The 16,087-nt window shown below is 66.7% G+C and carries 17 protein-coding genes; 12 read left to right on the top strand and 5 right to left on the bottom strand.

What is annotated here, in order from left to right; all coding sequences use genetic code 11:
- Positions 1-49: 49 nt before the first annotated feature.
- The gene (locus tag EF834_RS11170) at positions 50-403 is read right to left on the bottom strand and encodes a DsrE/DsrF/TusD sulfur relay family protein (RefSeq protein WP_127947250.1); all 354 of its coding nucleotides are present in this window, start codon (positions 401-403) and stop codon (positions 50-52) included.
- Positions 404-758: 355 nt separating this feature from the next.
- Complete coding sequence (hadA, locus tag EF834_RS11165; protein WP_127947249.1) at positions 759-1,292, bottom strand: (3R)-hydroxyacyl-ACP dehydratase subunit HadA; 534 nt, start codon at positions 1,290-1,292, stop codon at positions 759-761.
- A gap of 151 nt (positions 1,293-1,443) precedes the next feature.
- Between hadA and EF834_RS11160 the strand changes: the two genes are divergently transcribed.
- Together EF834_RS11160 and EF834_RS11155 are read left to right on the top strand one after the other, a co-directional pair.
- A complete protein-coding gene (locus tag EF834_RS11160) occupies positions 1,444-2,577 on the top strand; it encodes a GIY-YIG nuclease family protein (protein WP_127947248.1) in 1,134 nt (377 codons plus the stop codon).
- Between the two features lie 11 nt (positions 2,578-2,588).
- Positions 2,589-3,527, top strand: a complete 939-nt coding sequence (locus EF834_RS11155) for a tyrosine recombinase XerC (RefSeq protein ID WP_235871107.1) — start codon at positions 2,589-2,591, stop codon at positions 3,525-3,527.
- Here EF834_RS11155 and EF834_RS11150 read toward each other — a convergent pair.
- Positions 3,512-4,081: a M23 family metallopeptidase gene (locus tag EF834_RS11150; RefSeq protein ID WP_127947247.1), complete on the bottom strand. Its 570-nt coding sequence runs from the start codon at positions 4,079-4,081 to the stop codon at positions 3,512-3,514. The genes EF834_RS11155 and EF834_RS11150 overlap by 16 nt on opposite strands.
- 345 nt (positions 4,082-4,426) lie before the next feature.
- Here EF834_RS11150 and rpsB point away from each other — a divergent pair, with 345 nt between their 5' ends.
- From rpsB to EF834_RS11110, 8 genes are all read left to right on the top strand, one after another.
- Positions 4,427-5,248, top strand: coding sequence for a 30S ribosomal protein S2 (gene rpsB / locus EF834_RS11145; protein ID WP_127947246.1), 822 nt, complete (start codon positions 4,427-4,429; stop codon positions 5,246-5,248).
- Positions 5,249-5,362: 114 nt separating this feature from the next.
- Positions 5,363-6,187 carry a translation elongation factor Ts gene (tsf, locus tag EF834_RS11140; RefSeq protein ID WP_127947245.1) on the top strand — a complete coding sequence of 275 codons (825 nt, stop codon included), beginning with the start codon at positions 5,363-5,365 and terminating at the stop codon, positions 6,185-6,187.
- Positions 6,188-6,453: 266 nt separating this feature from the next.
- On the top strand, positions 6,454-7,182 hold the full coding sequence (gene pyrH / locus EF834_RS11135; protein ID WP_127947244.1) for a UMP kinase: 729 nt from the start codon (positions 6,454-6,456) through the stop codon (positions 7,180-7,182).
- Between the two features lie 67 nt (positions 7,183-7,249).
- Positions 7,250-7,807: a ribosome recycling factor gene (gene frr / locus EF834_RS11130; RefSeq protein ID WP_127947243.1), complete on the top strand. Its 558-nt coding sequence runs from the start codon at positions 7,250-7,252 to the stop codon at positions 7,805-7,807.
- Positions 7,808-7,809: 2 nt separating this feature from the next.
- Positions 7,810-8,670 carry a phosphatidate cytidylyltransferase gene (locus tag EF834_RS11125; protein WP_127947242.1) on the top strand — a complete coding sequence of 287 codons (861 nt, stop codon included), beginning with the start codon at positions 7,810-7,812 and terminating at the stop codon, positions 8,668-8,670.
- Entirely contained in the window at positions 8,671-9,399 is a 729-nt protein-coding gene (locus EF834_RS11120; RefSeq protein WP_127947241.1) for a class I SAM-dependent methyltransferase, read from the top strand.
- 59 nt (positions 9,400-9,458) lie between these two features.
- Positions 9,459-10,772, top strand: coding sequence for an alpha/beta fold hydrolase (locus tag EF834_RS11115; RefSeq protein ID WP_127947240.1), 1,314 nt, complete (start codon positions 9,459-9,461; stop codon positions 10,770-10,772).
- Between the two features lie 156 nt (positions 10,773-10,928).
- Positions 10,929-12,251, top strand: coding sequence for a lipase family protein (locus EF834_RS11110; RefSeq protein WP_127947239.1), 1,323 nt, complete (start codon positions 10,929-10,931; stop codon positions 12,249-12,251).
- A gap of 3 nt (positions 12,252-12,254) precedes the next feature.
- Here the strand turns inward: EF834_RS11110 and EF834_RS11105 are convergent, their stop codons facing one another.
- The gene (locus EF834_RS11105) at positions 12,255-13,097 is read right to left on the bottom strand and encodes an HpcH/HpaI aldolase/citrate lyase family protein (RefSeq protein WP_127947238.1); all 843 of its coding nucleotides are present in this window, start codon (positions 13,095-13,097) and stop codon (positions 12,255-12,257) included.
- A 196-nt stretch (positions 13,098-13,293) separates the two neighbouring features.
- Here EF834_RS11105 and rlmN point away from each other — a divergent pair, with 196 nt between their 5' ends.
- On the top strand, positions 13,294-14,403 hold the full coding sequence (gene rlmN / locus EF834_RS11100; RefSeq protein WP_127947360.1) for a 23S rRNA (adenine(2503)-C(2))-methyltransferase RlmN: 1,110 nt from the start codon (positions 13,294-13,296) through the stop codon (positions 14,401-14,403).
- A 113-nt stretch (positions 14,404-14,516) separates the two neighbouring features.
- Here rlmN and EF834_RS11095 read toward each other — a convergent pair whose 3' ends face one another.
- Positions 14,517-14,786, bottom strand: coding sequence for a DUF2631 domain-containing protein (locus EF834_RS11095; protein ID WP_127947237.1), 270 nt, complete (start codon positions 14,784-14,786; stop codon positions 14,517-14,519).
- A 142-nt stretch (positions 14,787-14,928) separates the two neighbouring features.
- Between EF834_RS11095 and dxr the strand changes: the two genes are divergently transcribed.
- Complete coding sequence (gene dxr, locus EF834_RS11090) at positions 14,929-16,086, top strand: 1-deoxy-D-xylulose-5-phosphate reductoisomerase (RefSeq protein ID WP_127947236.1); 1,158 nt, start codon at positions 14,929-14,931, stop codon at positions 16,084-16,086.
- Position 16,087: the final 1 nt, after the last annotated feature.

Below are 16,087 nucleotides of genomic sequence, written 5' to 3'. Positions count from 1 at the left end.
CGAGCCGAGCACCACAACGGTTCTAGTCATCACATTCGCTTCCTCGGCCTCACAGCGTGATGACTTGGTCGGCCCAGGCCGTCCACTGCGCCAACTCTGCCATGGATGATCTATGCACCCCGTCGATCAGGCGGTCGTCGGTCAGGCCGCGGGCGTCCATGCAGGCGCTGCAGTTGCCGATGACCCCACCCTTCTCAACCAGCGCCGACGTCATCTTGGCCAGGTTGTAGTAGCCGGTGGGAACCTTCTGCCCGGCACTGACCGATATCACCGCGTCAGCGAAGTTGAATACCCGAACCTCGTTGCCCGGATCGCTCTCGAGCATCTGACGGGCCCATCTGATCCCGTTGAATGTGCGTTCGGTTCCGTAGGGTGGATCGTTCAAAACGAAGAGGTACTTCACCAGTTCCCCTGGTAGCCGACGTCTGTGGTCCGGTGATCGCAAGCAGCGACTGAACAGGCTGGCAGCCAGTCGCGTGCCCTCGGCGACACCGATACGTTAGTCCATGAAGTATTGGATAAGCAAGGTGGGTGACATGCCCGATCGCAAAGCGACAGCCCTCTACGACCAGATCGCACGGGTCGGGACGGCGCTCGGCCACGGCGCCGATTGCAGATCCTCGATCTTCTGGTCAAGGCGAGCGCACGGTCGACGCGATCGCCACCGCTACCCCTTCCGGTCATGGGACTGGACGGATTCGTCGGCTCGGACGAGACGGGTTAATTTCGAGCGAGGTGATCTGTTCGGGTCTCACGCCTCACGCCTCTCGCATCATCACGTCCTTGATCCGTCGGATGCGGTCCGGATCCTGGTCGGTTCCCGCCCGTCCGACGAGTGTGGTCAATGATGTCACTACAGGTTCACCGGCTTCGTCGGTGACGAAGTTCTTCGTCACGAAGATGTCGGTGCCGGCAGTCTGCCGGAATGATTCGAGGGAGACGTCGACCGTCAGGCGGTCGCCGGCGAACAGCGGCCGGTGGAAGATCAGTTTCTGGTCGGTCTGGAGGATCTGGCTCAGATCGAACCCGGTGATGATCTGCTCGAGCAGGTATTTCTGGGCGATTGCGCCGATGACCGAGATGAAAGTGGGGGGTACGAGCAGCGTGGGATAGCCCAGAGCGTGGGCAGCCTCTTCATCGTAGTGCGCCGGGTGATCGTTCTGTATGGCGGCGGCGAACTCTCGCACTTTTTCTCTGCCCACCTCGTAGTAATCGGGCATGCGGTAGCTGAAGCCGACCAACCGCCGGGCGCGACTCGCCCGGTCTTCCGTCGATTCCACAGATCGCGTCACGAGTCGAGTGTGACGGAAGATCGGCTTCAGCGGCCGATATCGGGTAGAGAACGATTCAGTGGAAACAATCGTTTCCGATTGGAAACGCTTGGTTGTCCATCGGTCAGCAAGGCGTCCCGCATGTGATCCTGTGATCGCTTACAGTCGCGTCATGGCTACCGTCTGGACCGTTCCCGAAGACATCACCCGTGTGCTCCTGGCCGCTCCTGGTATCCGTGACTTCCTCACGAACGACGAGGGTCGCGGAGCGGCGAGCGATCCCAAGGTCCGCCTCGTGGAGTTCACCGCGGTGGTCAACTCCCTGCATTTGAACGCGGGCCGGACATTCACGTCCGTGCGGGACGCGGCAGCGGTGTTGTTCGATGGCCCCGCGATCGGTAGCGTCGTCGTCTCCGACGCCTTGCGTCTGGCGGTGATGCGCGTGATCACCGCAGAGTCGCGCGAACGCAAGCCCGCACCGAACCCGCTGTCCCCTCGCGTGGTCGAGAATCTCGGTCTGTACGTATATGCCCTGCGGGATCCGCGCGATCGTTCGATCTTCTACGTCGGGGTCGGGCGAGGGAACAAGATCTACTCGCTCGATTGGGATGCCTTGGGTGAGGCGGGAACTCTCGACGGGGAGGGGGTGGGTGACACTGATCGCGACGAGACACGTGCCGCCTGGATCCAGCGCATCCGAGACATCTACGCGGCCGGACACTCGGTCGACCACATCGTGCTTCGGCACCGAATCGACGCCGTTCACGGTGCCGAGCCCGCCGCAAAGGAGCTCACGCACGTTGTGGTCGACGCGCTGCGTCTACTCGAACACCACCCGGGCCATCCGGTACTCACCAACCTCGCCGGCGAACCGGACGACCGCGAGAACAGGGCCATGTCGGTCATGGAGTTGTCGGCCCAGTACTCCGCGCAGGAGGCGCCGGACCTCCCGGTCCCGGGCGCGTTGATCCGCGTGCCGGCCGCCGCCGGCCGAGGGCTGACAGCAGAGGAACTGTACGCCCTCGCCCGAGGGCCCTGGCGCGCCGGGGCCGCGGCGCGAAACGTCGCCGACCTGCCGGTGATCGTTTTCGCGGACAACATCGTTCGCGCGGTCTATCGCGCCAGTTCATGGGAAGCGGTGGGTGCTGCGGGAGAGCAGGAGTGGCGCTTCACGGGCGCCGTCGACCCGGAGCTCGAGGGCCGCTTCGTCGGAACCCGCGTCACTCCTGACCGGGCAGGGCTGAAAGCGTGGCCCGCGCACGGCTGGGTCCAGCGCCTGACGCTGGCACGTCCGCACGGGCGCTGACGGCGAATGTCGTGAGTGCCGCCCCGAGCCCCGAGCTGACGTCCGCATTGCGGGCGCACCTCGACGATTACGCCGAGTATCTTCGCCTCGAACGGGACCGTTCGGTGCACACCGTGCGCGCGTACCTCGCGGACGTGACGAGTCTGCTCGAATACCTCTGCACCGACTGTCCCGGCGCGACTCTCGAGGAACTCGACCTGCGGACGTTGCGCAGTTGGCTCGGCGGGCAGGCCACCGCAGGGGTCGCCCGAACCACACTCGCACGGAGGACATCGTCGGCCAAGGGATTCACCGCCTGGGCCCAGCGGACCGGTCGGATTGCAGTCGACCCGGGGATCCGGTTGGTGGCCCCGAAGGCGCACCGCACGCTGCCGCCGGTGTTGCGGCAGGAACAGGCTGCAGATGCGATGGCAGCCGCAGAATCCGGTGCTGCACAAGAGGATCCCGTGGCGCTGCGGGACCGCCTGATCGTCGAAGTGCTGTACTCGACCGGGATACGAGTCGGTGAACTGTGTGGCCTCGACGTCGGGGATGTCGACGGCTGTCGGCGCGTCCTGCGGGTGCTGGGCAAGGGGAACAAGGAGCGCGTCGTCCCCTACGGGCGTCCCGCGGAGGACGCGATCACCGCGTGGATGCGGAAGGGGCGCCAAGCGCTCGCGAACGAACGGTCTGGTGACGCTCTGCTCCTCGGACGGCGTGGAGGTCGCCTCGATCAGCGTCAGGCACGCAGGGTGGTTCACGAGGTCGTTCGCGCGGTGCCGGGTCTGCCGGACCTCGCGCCTCACGGGTTGCGGCACTCGGCCGCGACCCACCTTGTCGAAGGTGGTGCCGACTTGAGGGTGGTGCAGGAGGTACTCGGACACGCGAGCCTGGCCACGACGCAGCTGTATACGCACGTATCGGTGGCGCGATTGCGGGCGGCGCACGACCAGGCTCATCCGCGAGCCTGACCGGTACCGGTCGGAAGCAGGCGAATGGGAACGGCCCGAACCAGGGGCAGGGGATCGAGGTACTCGCGATCCCGGCGAAGCCCCCAGTGCAGGCAAGCGGTCGCGGCGCATTCGGGATGACCGACAATCACGGTGCCGAGCAGGTCACCGCGGCCGACTCGGCGCCCCGCGGTCACGCTCGGCTCGACAGGCTCGTACGTTGTCCGCAGCCCGCCGGGGTGATCGACTGAGACGACGGGTCTGCCGGCGACCGCTCCAGCGAACACGACGGTACCGGCGCCGGCTGCCAGCACGCGCTGCCCCGGCGCGGCAGCCAGGTCGACTCCGCGATGTCCGGGCAACCAGTTCTGTGCGGGCTTGTCGAAGGACCGTACGACCCGCGGTCGCGGGTGTAGGGGCCAGTCATACGTCGCACGGACAGCGTCACCGGGAAACGCGACGACTTGCGGGGGAGCAGGCGCGCGGGCCGGCCCGGCGGCGGCAGGCGAGGAGCTGACGACGACGGCCGTCAGCACGACGCCGATCCGGGTGATGATGCGAGAAGCAGACCCCATGAGCGGACCCTCCCGCATCCCGGTCGGACGTAGCCGGTGGTGACCCGACCTGTGGACCGGATAGCGCTCTGTCCACACAGGCCCGGTTCGCGCCGCGGTGTCGGTGCACCTGTGTATCTGCGGCTGCGGGCGTCGAGTCCGGCAGGCGGCGGGTTAGGTGCGGGCACGTCGAGGCCGTACACTTGTCGGGCGGTCTGTGCATGCACAGTCCGACTTCGCGCGTCCGCGCATAGAACCGGTCGTCGGCTGGTCCCGTCCTCATGCGGGTCCGACACCGGGCGGGCGCCAGGGTGGGGATCACCGATTCCCACGACAACCGGCACACGAAAGACGAGGTACACAGCCATGGCTGTTGTGACCATGCGGCAGCTGCTCGACAGCGGCGCACACTTCGGGCATCAGACCCGCCGTTGGAACCCGAAGATGAAGCGGTTCATCTTCGCCGACCGCAACGGTATCTACATCATCGACCTGCAGCAGACGCTGACCTACATCGACAAGGCGTACGAGTTCGTCAAGGAGACGGTCGCGCACGGCGGCACCGTTCTGTTCGTCGGCACCAAGAAGCAGGCCCAGGAGTCCATTGCGGCCGAGGCCACCCGCGTCGGGATGCCCTACGTCAATCAGCGTTGGCTCGGCGGCATGCTCACCAACTTCTCGACCGTCCACAAGCGCCTGCAGCGCTTGAAGGAACTCGAGTCGATGGAGCAGACCGGTGGCTTCGAGGGTCGTACCAAGAAGGAAATCCTCATGCTCACGCGTGAGAGGACCAAGCTCGAGCGCACCCTCGGCGGCATCCGCGACATGGCCAAGGTTCCGTCGGCCATCTGGGTGGTCGACACCAACAAGGAGCACATCGCCGTCGGCGAGGCGCGCAAGCTGAACATCCCGGTCATCGCGATCCTGGACACCAACTGCGACCCCGACGTCGTCAACTACCCGATCCCGGGCAACGACGACGCGATCCGCAGCGCCGCGCTGCTGACCAAGGTCGTCGCCTCCGCCGTCGCCGAGGGCCTGCAGGCCCGTGCCGGTGTGAGCGCCGACAAGGACGCCAAGCCGGAAGCCGGCACGGGTGAGCCGCTCGCGGAGTGGGAGCAGGAGCTCCTCGCTCAGGCCGCACCGGCCGCCGAGGCCGAGACTGCCGCGGACGCTCAGCAGTCCTAGTCGATGCGGCCCCGACCATCTCGATCGGGGCCGTTTCACTCACCTGTTTCGCCAGGCTCCGACGGGATCCGCTCGAGGCTGGCATCGAAACTCATCCGAGGAGGATCGCCCCCAATGGCGAACTACACCGCCGCTGATGTCAAGCGGCTCCGCGAGCTCACCGGCTCCGGAATGATGGACTGCAAGAACGCGCTCACCGAGACCGAGGGCGATTTCGACAAGGCCGTCGAGCTCCTGCGCATCAAGGGCGCCAAGGACGTGGGTAAGCGCGCCGAGCGCACCACGGCCGAGGGCCTTGTCGCCGCCAAGGACGGCGTCATGATCGAGATCAACGCCGAGACCGACTTCGTCGCCAAGAACGCGGAGTTCCAGGAGCTGGCCGACAAGATCGTCACCGCGGCTGCTGCCGCCAAGCCCGGCGACCTCGAGGCGCTCAAGGCTCTCGAGGTCGACGGCAAGACCGTCGACACCCTGGTCCAGGAGCTTTCCGCCAAGATCGGTGAGAAGCTCGAGTTGCGTCGCGTCGTCTCGTTCGATGGTGCTGTCGCGACCTACCTGCACAAGCGTGCTTCCGACCTGCCGCCGGGCGTCGGCGTGCTCGTCGAATACTCGGGCGAGGGCGAGGCCGCTGCCGAGGCTGCCCGTGGCGCTGCCATGCAGGTCGCGGCTCTGAAGGCCAAGTACCTGACCCGCGACGACGTCCCCGCGGACATCGTGGAGAACGAGCGTCGTATCGCCGAGCAGACGGCCAAGGAGGAGGGCAAGCCCGAGGCTGCGCTTCCGAAGATCGTCGAGGGTCGCGTCAACGGCTTCTACAAGGATGTCGTCCTGGTCGAGCAGTCCTCGGTCACCGACTCCAAGAAGACCGTCAAGGCACTCCTGAGCGACGCCGGTGCCACGATCACCCGCTTCGTGCGGTTCGAGGTCGGCGCCAGCTAGTCACGGTCTGACACATCGGCCCCGCCGGCCGGATGGGTGCAGTCGATTCCGGGTCTCCCGAACCGGCAGTCCGCCCGTTCCGTTCCGTGCGGGGCCGACCTCTGCGGCGGGTGGGGCACGTGGGTCGACCACCGTCGGATGAGGCAGGATGACAGTGCGTGCTCCGGGCGCCTCGCCGTCCTGCTGAAGCGGCCGCGGACCCGGGGACTCGCTCGCCGAGCTGTAGTACTTCTAGAACCGAACGATCGCAGAACCGAGGGAGAGCCATGACCGCAGCGGCCGACGAACGCCCAGGATTCCGACGCGTGCTCCTCAAGCTCGGCGGTGAAATGTTCGGCGGCGGCAAGGTCGGTCTCGATCCGGACGTCGTGACGACGGTTGCGGAGCAGATCGCCGAGGTGGTCCGCTCAGGGGTGCAGGTCGCCGTCGTGATCGGTGGCGGCAACTTCTTCCGTGGAGCCGAACTGCAGCAGCGAGGTCTCGAGCGTGCGCGCTCCGACTACATGGGCATGCTCGGAACGGTTATGAACTCCCTTGCACTGCAGGACTTCCTGGAGAAGCAGGGTGTCGACACCCGGGTGCAGACCGCCATCACCATGGGACAGGTCGCCGAGCCGTACATTCCGTTGCGGGCCCGTCGGCACCTCGAGAAGGGCCGGGTCGTCATCTTCGGTGCGGGCATGGGAATGCCCTACTTCTCCACCGACACCACCGCCGCACAGCGCGCCCTCGAGATCGGCGCCGAAGTGGTCCTCATGGCGAAGGCCGTCGACGGTGTCTACTCCGCGGATCCGCGCGTCAATCCAGATGCCACGTTGTTCACCGAGATCACCCACCGCGAGGTCATCGAGAAGGGGCTCAAGGTTGCCGATGCCACGGCGTTCAGCCTCTGCATGGACAACCAGATGCCGATCATGGTCTTCAACCTCCTGTCCGAGGGCAACATCGCGAGGGCAGTCTCCGGTGAGAAGATCGGGACATTGGTCAAATCATGATGTCGTGCAGGACGATCATTATGTGGGACGTATTCGAGCTTGACTGGAATGAGACGGAGGAACAGCCGTGATTGATGAAGCTCTCTTCGAGGCCGAGGAGAAGATGGAGAAGGCCATCACGGTTGCGAAGGACGACCTCAGCACGATCCGGACCGGCCGTGCGAACCCGGCCATGTTCAACCGGATCGTCGTCGAGTACTACGGTGCGCCGACTCCGATCACACAGCTCGCGAGCATCAACGTGCCCGAGGCGCGGCTTGTCGTGGTCAAGCCGTACGAGGCATCGCAGCTCGGTCCGATCGAGAACGCGATCCGCAACTCCGATCTGGGCGTCAACCCGACCAACGACGGCTCGCTCATCCGCATCTCGGTTCCGCAGCTGACCGAGGAGCGCCGCCGCGAGTTCGTCAAGCAAGCCAAGGGCAAGGGCGAGGACGCCAAGGTCTCCATCCGCAACGTGCGCCGCAAGACGATGGACGAGCTCTCGCGGATCCAGAAGGAGGGCGAGGCCGGGGAGGACGAGGTCGTGCGGGCGGAGAAAGAGCTCGACAAGACCACCTCGCGGTATGTCGGCCAGGTCGACGAGTTGGTCAAGCACAAGGAAGCAGAATTGATGGAGGTTTAGCGGTGGGGAAAGCTGACGGCGCTTCTGCGGCGACCGCCACTCCGGCCCCCAAAGCGGGCCGCAACCTTCCTGCAGCGATCGCCGTCGGTGGTGGTCTCGGCGCGGCGCTGGTTCTGATACTGGTCTATGTGCCGCTGGTCTGGATCGGGGTCGTCGCGGCCGCGATGGCGATCGCGACCTGGGAGGTCACCAAGCGTCTACGCGAGGCCGATATCAGCATCCCGCTGATTCCGCTTCTGCTGGGCGGACAGGCCATCATCTGGCTCAGCTGGCCGTACGGTCCACAGGGCGTGCTTGCCGCATTCGCGGGCACTGCCCTGGTGACGATGGTATGGCGTCTGTTCGAACACGGGCTCAAGGCCACCCCGCGCAACTTCCTGCGCGACACCGCGATCGCGGTGTTCGTGGCGGCCTGGATCCCGCTGCTCGCGTCATTCGCTACGTTGATGGTCCTGCAGGACGGCGGGGCGGGCCGGGTGCTCAGCTTCTTGATCGTCGTGGTGTGTTCGGACGTCGGTGGTTATGCCGCCGGGGTGTTCTTCGGCAAGCACCCGATGGTGCCGGCGATCAGCCCCAAAAAGACCTGGGAGGGCTTCACCGGCTCACTGCTGTTCTGCGTGATCGGTGGTGTTCTGTCCGTCACGTTCATCGTGGGTGCGAACCCGCTCGTCGGCGTACTGCTAGGTGTCGTGTTGGTGCTCACCGCCACCCTGGGCGATCTGATCGAGTCCCAGGTCAAGCGTGAACTGGGGATCAAGGACATGGGAACCCTGTTGCCCGGTCACGGCGGCATCATGGACCGGCTCGATTCGCTGCTGCCGTCGGCCTTCGTCACCTGGCTCGTCCTGACCGTCCTGGCCTGAGTGAGGTCGACGAAGCGAGACGGGCTCGCCGGACCGATCCCGAGCCCGAACATCTGGTACTGGCCCCACCTGTACGAGATCGAGAACCGGGCGCAGGACGTCGACGGCGTCGTCTTCGACACCCTCGCTGAATTGGTGGACTGGCGCGGACGGGACGTGCTCGACGTCGGGTGCGGTGCGGGGTTCCACCTTCCCCGGTTCGCTGAGGCGGCGCGATCGGTCGTCGGGGTCGAACCGCATCTTCCGCTCGTCGCTGCCGCTCGCGAACGGGTGGAAGGCTGGGCCTCTGTCAGCGTCCTGCCCGGCTCGGCCGAGGCAGTTCCGCTACCTGATGGCAGCATCGACGTGGTTCATGCGCGTACCGCGTACTTCTTCGGTCCGGGCTGTGGACCCGGCATTCGCGAGGCGATGAGAGTGCTGAGGCCCGGCGGGGTGCTCGCGATCGTCGACCTCGATGCCACCGTCGCACCGTACGGGACGTGGATGCGGGCCGACCTACCGCACTACGATCCCGTCGCTGTCGAGTCGTTCTTCGCTGCTCAGGGTTTTGCGATGCAGCGAGCTCGGACCCGCTGGGAGTTCGAGGACCGCGAGGCGCTGCGATCGGTGCTCGGGATCGAGTTCTCGGCGCGAACGGCAACTCGGGCGTTCACAGAGGTCACAGGGCTCGGTCTGGAGGTCGGATATCGCATCCACACCAGATCGGCGCCCAACGGGCTCATCCTTTGACGGGTTCGTGATACCCGCGGTATTGACAACAGCCGTGCCCGTCGTGTGATGTGTGTCACATGGCTATTCCGCGATGGGGTCAGGGAGCCGCTCTAGTTTTGGGCGTCTGCCTTGCGGTCGTGACCGCCGGCACCGCGTCGGCTGAGTCCGCGCCGGCCGCGCCGGCCAATTCCACACCGGCCGACTTCTACGCCGTGCCGACCCCCCTTCCTGCGGGCGCGCCGGGTGACGTACTGAAGTCCGAGTCGTATCCGCCCGCGCTGGCCGTGCCCGACCAGGTCGGCCCGTGGCCGTCGGGTGCACAGCGAATCATGTACCGCAGCACGAATGCCCACGGGCAGGCCGTCGCGGTGACCGGAACCTACTTCGATGCGAGTGTGCCGTGGAGCGGCGGCGGTCCCCGGCCGCTGGTGGTCCTCGCGCCCGGGACGCAGGGCCAGGGCGACCAGTGTGCACCGTCGAAGTTGTTCGCCGAGGTCGTCCATTACACCCCGCCGCTCGATTTTTCGGTGGAGTACGAGACCATTCAGGCGTATGCGCTGCTCTCTCGCGGTATGGACGTCGTCGTCACCGACTACGAGGGGCTCGGCACCCCCGGGGTGCACTCGTACATCGACCGGCGCGCGGAGGGATACGCCGTACTCGATGCGGCGCGGGCGGTGACCAGGTTGCCCGGTAGCCGGATCGGCGGCGACAACCCGATCGGACTGTGGGGGTACTCGCAGGGCGGGGGAGCGGCCGCCTCCGCGGCCGAGTTGCAGGATTCGTACGCACCCGAGCTGAACATCCTCGGCACATACGCGGGCGGTCCGCCCGCAGACCTGCGCGCCGTGGCGCAGACAATAGACGGCTCGCTGGGCACAGGATTTCTCGGATATTCGGTCAACTCCATCTACGCCGGTTACCCGCAAACTCGCGCCGAAATCGACGAAATCCTCAGCCCGTACGGGCGTGAGGTACTCGATGACATCGCGACCCAGTGCACCTCCGAGACGATCGCACGCTACGGACTGCACCGGACCTCGGAGTGGACGCGCGACGGTCGCAGCTTCGCCGAACTCATCGACACGTTGCCGAACGTGGGGGCTGTCGTCGACGAGCAGCGCATCGGGCGTTTGACGCCTCGCAGTCCGGTCCTGATCGCGCAGGGCCGCAATGACGATCTGGTTCCCTACGCGCAGGCTCGGACGCTCGCCGACGACTGGTGCCGACTCGGTGCGACGGTCGAGTTCAGCATCCAGGAGATCCCACCGATCGCGCCCGGATTCGTCATCGGGCACGTGCTGCCAGCGGGCACCGTGCTGCCGTACGCGCTCAACTGGATGACCGATCGATTCGCAGGGGTTCCGGCGCCGTCGACCTGCAACGTGTGACGCTCAGTGCAGGCCGAACTTTGTCAACGGTCTTCGCCTGATCGGGGTGCAGGCAGAGTTTGCCAGTGCGCCCGTGCCCACCGGACACATCCCTTGGCGGGTTCGTGATACCCGCGGTATTGACAACAGGTCTCCCCGTCATGTGATGTGAGCCACATGGCTATTCCGCGATGGGGTCAGGGAGCCGCTCTAGTTTTGGGCGTCTGCCTTGCGGTCGTGACCGTCGGCACCGCGCCGGCCGCGTCGGCTGAGTCCGCACCGGCCGCGCCGGCCAATTCCACACCGACCGACTTCTATGCCGTGCCGACGCCTCTTCCTGCGGGCGCGCCGGGTGACGTACTGAAGTCCGAGTCGTATCCGCCCGCGCTGGCCGTGCCCGACCAGGTCGGCCCGTGGCCGTCGGGTGCACAGCGAATCATGTACCGCAGCACGGACGCCTACGGGCAGGCCGTCGCGGTGACCGGAACCTACTTCGATGCGAGTGTGCCGTGGAGCGGCGGCGGTCCCCGGCCGCTGGTGGTCCTCGCGCCCGGGACGCAGGGCCAGGGCGACCAGTGTGCACCGTCGAAGTTGTTCGCCGAGGTCGTCCATTACACCCCGCCGCTCGATTTTTCGGTGGAGTACGAGACCATTCAGGCGTATGCGCTGCTCTCTCGCGGTATGGACGTCGTCGTCACCGACTACGAGGGGCTCGGCACGCCCGGGGTGCACTCGTACGGCGACCGGCGCGCGGAGGGATACGCCGTACTCGATGCGGCGCGGGCGGTGACCAGGTTGCCCGGTAGCCGGATCGGCGGCGACAGCCCGATCGGACTGTGGGGGTACTCGCAGGGCGGGGGAGCGGCGGCCTCCGCGGCCGAGTTGCAGGATTCGTACGCACCCGAGCTGAACATCCGCGGCACGTACGCGGGCGGTGTGCCCGCAGACCTGCGGGCCGAGGCGGTAACTCTGGACGGTGGGCTGGGCACAGGTTTTCTCGGATATGCGGTCAACGCCATCTACGCCGGTTACCCGGAAACCCGCGGCGAGATCGACGGCGTAACGAGCCCTTACGGGCGTGAGGTACTCGACGACATCGCGACCCAGTGCGTCACCGAGACGATCGCACGCTACGGACTGCACCGGTCCTCGGAGTGGACGCGCGACGGCCGCTCCATCGCCGAACTCATCGACGCGCTGCCGAACGTGCGTGCAGTCGTCGACGAGCAGCGCATCGGGCGTTTGACGCCTCGCAGTCCGGTCCTGATCGCGCAGGGCCGCAATGACGATCTGGTTCCCTACGCGCAGGCTCGGACGCTCGCCGACGACTGGTGCCGACTCGGTGCGACGGTCGAGTTCAGCATCCAGGAGATCCCACCGATCGCGCCCGGACTCGCCGTCGGGCACGTGCTGCCGGCGGGCACCGTGCTGCCGTACGCGCTCAACTGGATGACCGATCGATTCGCAGGGGTTCCGGCGCCGTCGACCTGCAACGTGTGACGCTCAGCGCAGGCCGAACACCTTGGCCAGATGGGTGAGTTTCTTCGCCTTCGCGAGCCGGGGGAGGTCACTGCCATCGCGCACTCGTTCGCCGTCGGCGCCGAGGTCGTCGATCACTTCCTGAGCCCAGGTGATCTCGTGGGTACTCGGGCTGAGTACCTTGTTGACGGTCTTTGCCTGATCGGGGTGCAGGCAGAGTTTGCCAGTGAGTCCGAGCGAGACGGTCGTCTCGCAATCCCGTTGCAGGATAGTGTCGTTCGCGGAAATGGTCGGTCCGTCTATCGGGCCGCCGGCAAGTCGCGCCGCTCGGCTGGTGATCACTAGCCGAGCCCGTGGGTAGGCCATGGACATGGCGTCGTCGCTCATGCCGGTGTCGCGGCGGAAGTCCCCGCTGCCGAACGCCATTCGGAAGGTGCCCTCCGCCCGTGCGATCTCGGGGGCCGCCTCGAGTCCCATCGCCGACTCGATCAGCGGGATGATCGGAGTCCCCTCCTCGAGCCGTTCGCTGGTCGACTCGATCTGGCCTCCGCTCTCGGTCTTGGCAAGCATCACCCCGGCCAGCCCCGGCAGCGTGGAGATCGCCTCGAGGTCGTCGGTCCAGTGCGGCGTCGTTGCGTCGTTGATCCGGACCCAGGCGGTGCCCTCTCCGCTCAGCCACTCGACCACCGCCTGACGCGCACCGGGTTTGTCGTCAGGTGTGACGCCGTCCTCGAGGTCGATGATCGTCGCATCTACCTCGGTGGGGCGTCGAAAGTTGTCGGGTTTCGTGGCCGGGATCAGGAGCCAGGACCGGGCCAGATCCGCGTGGACCTCGGAACCAGCTGATCGCTGTGCGCTTGTCGTCACGGGGCAGCTCCTCATCTCGAAGGCATACGCGTGTCGTGACTTCCATCCTGCCCCGGCCGGCGTGGCGCAGCCACCCGCGTTGCAAGTGGTTGGTTGCGCACTTGCGCACAGCGTGCGCGCATCGGTGCGTCCGTGCTGCCAGTGCGACCGGAGGGATGAAAAAGGCAAATGGGAGAATCCCGGCACTATGGCTGCGATCTCCGGTTCCCTTCCCCTCGTCTTCAACGCGCCGCGCCGCGGAATGCCGCCGCGCCACCTCGCTGACCTCGACGCCGAAGCGCGCAAGGAGGCGGTCAAGGAGTTGGGTCTGCCCGGATTCCGTGCCGACCAGCTGGCCCGCCAATACTACGGTCGGCTCGAGTCCGATCCGGAGAAGATGACCGACCTTCCCGCCGCGATGCGCGATCAGGTCGGATCTGCCCTGTTCCCGCAGCTGCTTACCGTCGTGAGGCATGTCGTCTGCGATGCCGGACAGACCCGCAAGACCCTCTGGAGGGCGAACGACAGCACGTTGCTCGAGAGCGTCCTGATGCGCTACCCGGATCGGGCGACCCTGTGCATCTCCAGCCAGGCGGGTTGCGGCATGGCCTGCCCGTTCTGCGCGACCGGCCAGGCTGGGCTCACCCGCAACCTCTCGACCGCCGAGATCGTCGACCAGGTGCGCGCCGCAGCGGCGGCGCTGCGTGACGGCGAGGTGGAGGGCGGCCCCGGACGCCTGTCGAACATCGTCTTCATGGGCATGGGGGAGCCGCTCGCGAACTACAAGCGGGTCGTCGCGGCGGTGCGGCGGATCACGTCTGCAACGCCGGACGGGCTGGGTATCTCGCAGCGTGCGGTGACGGTCTCGACGGTCGGACTCGCACCGGCGATCCGCAAGCTCGCCGACGAGGAACTCTCGGTGCGCCTGGCGGTGTCGCTGCACACCCCGGACGATGAGCTGCGCGACACCCTGGTCCCGGTCAACAACCGTTGGCCCGTGGCCGAGGTCCTCGACGCCGCGCGCTACTACGCCGACAAGTCGGGCCGTCGCGTGTCGATCGAGTACGCGCTGATCCGTGACGTCAACGATCAGCCGTGGCGTGCCGACATGCTCGGCAAGAAGCTGCACAAGGCGCTCGGGCCACTGGTGCACGTCAACCTGATTCCGCTCAACCCCACGCCGGGCAGCAAGTGGGACGCCAGCCCCAAGCCGGTCGAGCGTGAGTTCGTGCGCCGCGTCCAGGCGCAGGGCGTCTCGTGCACCGTCCGAGACACCCGGGGTCAGGAGATCGCCGCGGCCTGTGGGCAGTTGGCCGCGGAGAACTGACCGGATGCCCGCAGCGACGAAGGCCCCGCACCTTTCGATGGTGCGGGGCCTTCGCCGGAAGTGTCGACGCGACGTATGGGCGGTGTCGGCGCCGGATCTGTAGGTCGGAAAGACTACCGGGGCTTGCGCCGCAGGATCATGTCACGCACCAGCACCAAGACCATCAGGCCGGCGAAGCCGACGAGGAACCAGTCCTCGACCCGACCCTCATGGTTGCCGATGATCATCAGCAGCAGGAAGCCCGCGAAGAACCAGCCGGCGAAACGGAACAGCCGCGGGGCCTCGCCGCTCCAGCCCCATGCGGCCGAGGGCACCTCGGCGGTGTCGACGTGCCCGGCAACGACGGGGTCGTACGAGGTGGGGTCCAGCTCGGTACCGGCCACGGTTCGATCCTCCTGATCTTGCGAATGCGCTATCTCCGCATATCGTGGCATACGACCGCGCGTCGTACGAAGCGGGGTCCCAGCGTCGTCGCGTACCCGCTCTGCTGTGATTCTCTCAGGTTCCATCAGGAACAATAGGAGCGTGGCAGACACTCAACCGACTCGCGTCCTGCTCTTGGGCAGTACCGGTTCCATCGGCACCCAGGCCCTCGAGATCATCGCCGCCAATCCCGACAGGTTCGAAGTGGTCGGGCTCGCGGCGGGTGGAAGGAACGTCGACCTGCTCGCTCGCCAGATCCGCGAGACCGGGGTGACCCGGGTCGCCGTGTCCGATGCGGCCGCCGCCGCCCAGCTGGATCTGCCGGGCGTGCTGTCCGGTTCCGGTGCGGTCACCGAACTGGTTCGCGAGACCGAGGCCGACGTCGTGCTCAACGCGCTCGTTGGTTCCCTCGGTCTCGAACCGACGCTCGCTTCACTCGAATCGGGCGCCCGACTCGCGCTGGCGAACAAGGAGTCACTCGTCGCGGGCGGTCCGTTGGTCACTGCGGCCGCCGCACCGGGCCAGATCGTGCCGGTGGACTCCGAGCACTCGGCGCTCGCGCAATGCTTGCTCGGTGGACGCGCCGAGGAGGTCGAACGGTTGATCCTCACCGCGTCTGGTGGACCGTTCCGCGGATGGACGGCCGAGGCACTCGAGGACGTCACACCCGAACAGGCCGGCGCGCACCCGACATGGTCCATGGGGCCGATGAACACACTGAACTCGGCGTCGCTGGTGAACAAGGGGCTCGAGCTGATCGAGGCACATCTGCTGTACGGGATCGACTACGACCGGATCGACGTGACAGTGCACCCGCAGTCGATCGTGCACTCGATGGTCACGTTCGTCGACGGCTCGACGTTGGCGCAGGCCAGCCCGCCGGACATGAAGCTGCCGATCGCGCTCGCACTCGGTTGGCCGAACCGGGTTCCGGGGGCTGCCCCCGCCTGTGACTTCTCCACGGCGTCTACGTGGACCTTCGAGCCGGTCGACGCAGCCGTGTTCCCGGCCGTCGACCTGGCCCGGCAGGCAGGTAAGGCGGGCGGCTGCATGCCCGCGGTCTACAACGCCGCCAACGAGGTCGCCGCAGAGGCATTCCTCGACGGGGCACTGCGCTTCCCCTCGATCGTCCGTACCGTCGAACGGGTTCTCGCGACGGGCGGGGAATGGTCGGCGCCTCCCGCTAACGTGGACGACGTATTGGCAGCCGACGGATGGGCTCGAGCACGGGCGCGTGAACTCGTGAAGCAGGAGGGCTAGA

It is taken from the genome of Rhodococcus spongiicola (assembly GCF_004011835.1).
Lineage (GTDB): Bacteria > Actinomycetota > Actinomycetes > Mycobacteriales > Mycobacteriaceae > Prescottella > Prescottella spongiicola.
This window is presented reverse-complemented; position numbering and strand designations above follow the sequence as displayed.

What these genes read in the sequence shown, in the direction of transcription:
- EF834_RS11160 (WP_127947248.1), top strand. Translation starts at nt 1,444, where the DNA reads ATGGCTACCGTCTGGACCGTTCCCGAAGACATCACCCGTGTGCTCCTG.
- EF834_RS11150 (WP_127947247.1), bottom strand. Translation starts at nt 4,081, where the DNA reads ATGGGGTCTGCTTCTCGCATCATCACCCGGATCGGCGTCGTGCTGACG.
- rpsB (WP_127947246.1), top strand. Translation starts at nt 4,427, where the DNA reads ATGGCTGTTGTGACCATGCGGCAGCTGCTCGACAGCGGCGCACACTTC.
- tsf (WP_127947245.1), top strand. Translation starts at nt 5,363, where the DNA reads ATGGCGAACTACACCGCCGCTGATGTCAAGCGGCTCCGCGAGCTCACC.
- pyrH (WP_127947244.1), top strand. Translation starts at nt 6,454, where the DNA reads ATGACCGCAGCGGCCGACGAACGCCCAGGATTCCGACGCGTGCTCCTC.
- EF834_RS11115 (WP_127947240.1), top strand. Translation starts at nt 9,459, where the DNA reads ATGGCTATTCCGCGATGGGGTCAGGGAGCCGCTCTAGTTTTGGGCGTC.
- EF834_RS11110 (WP_127947239.1), top strand. Translation starts at nt 10,929, where the DNA reads ATGGCTATTCCGCGATGGGGTCAGGGAGCCGCTCTAGTTTTGGGCGTC.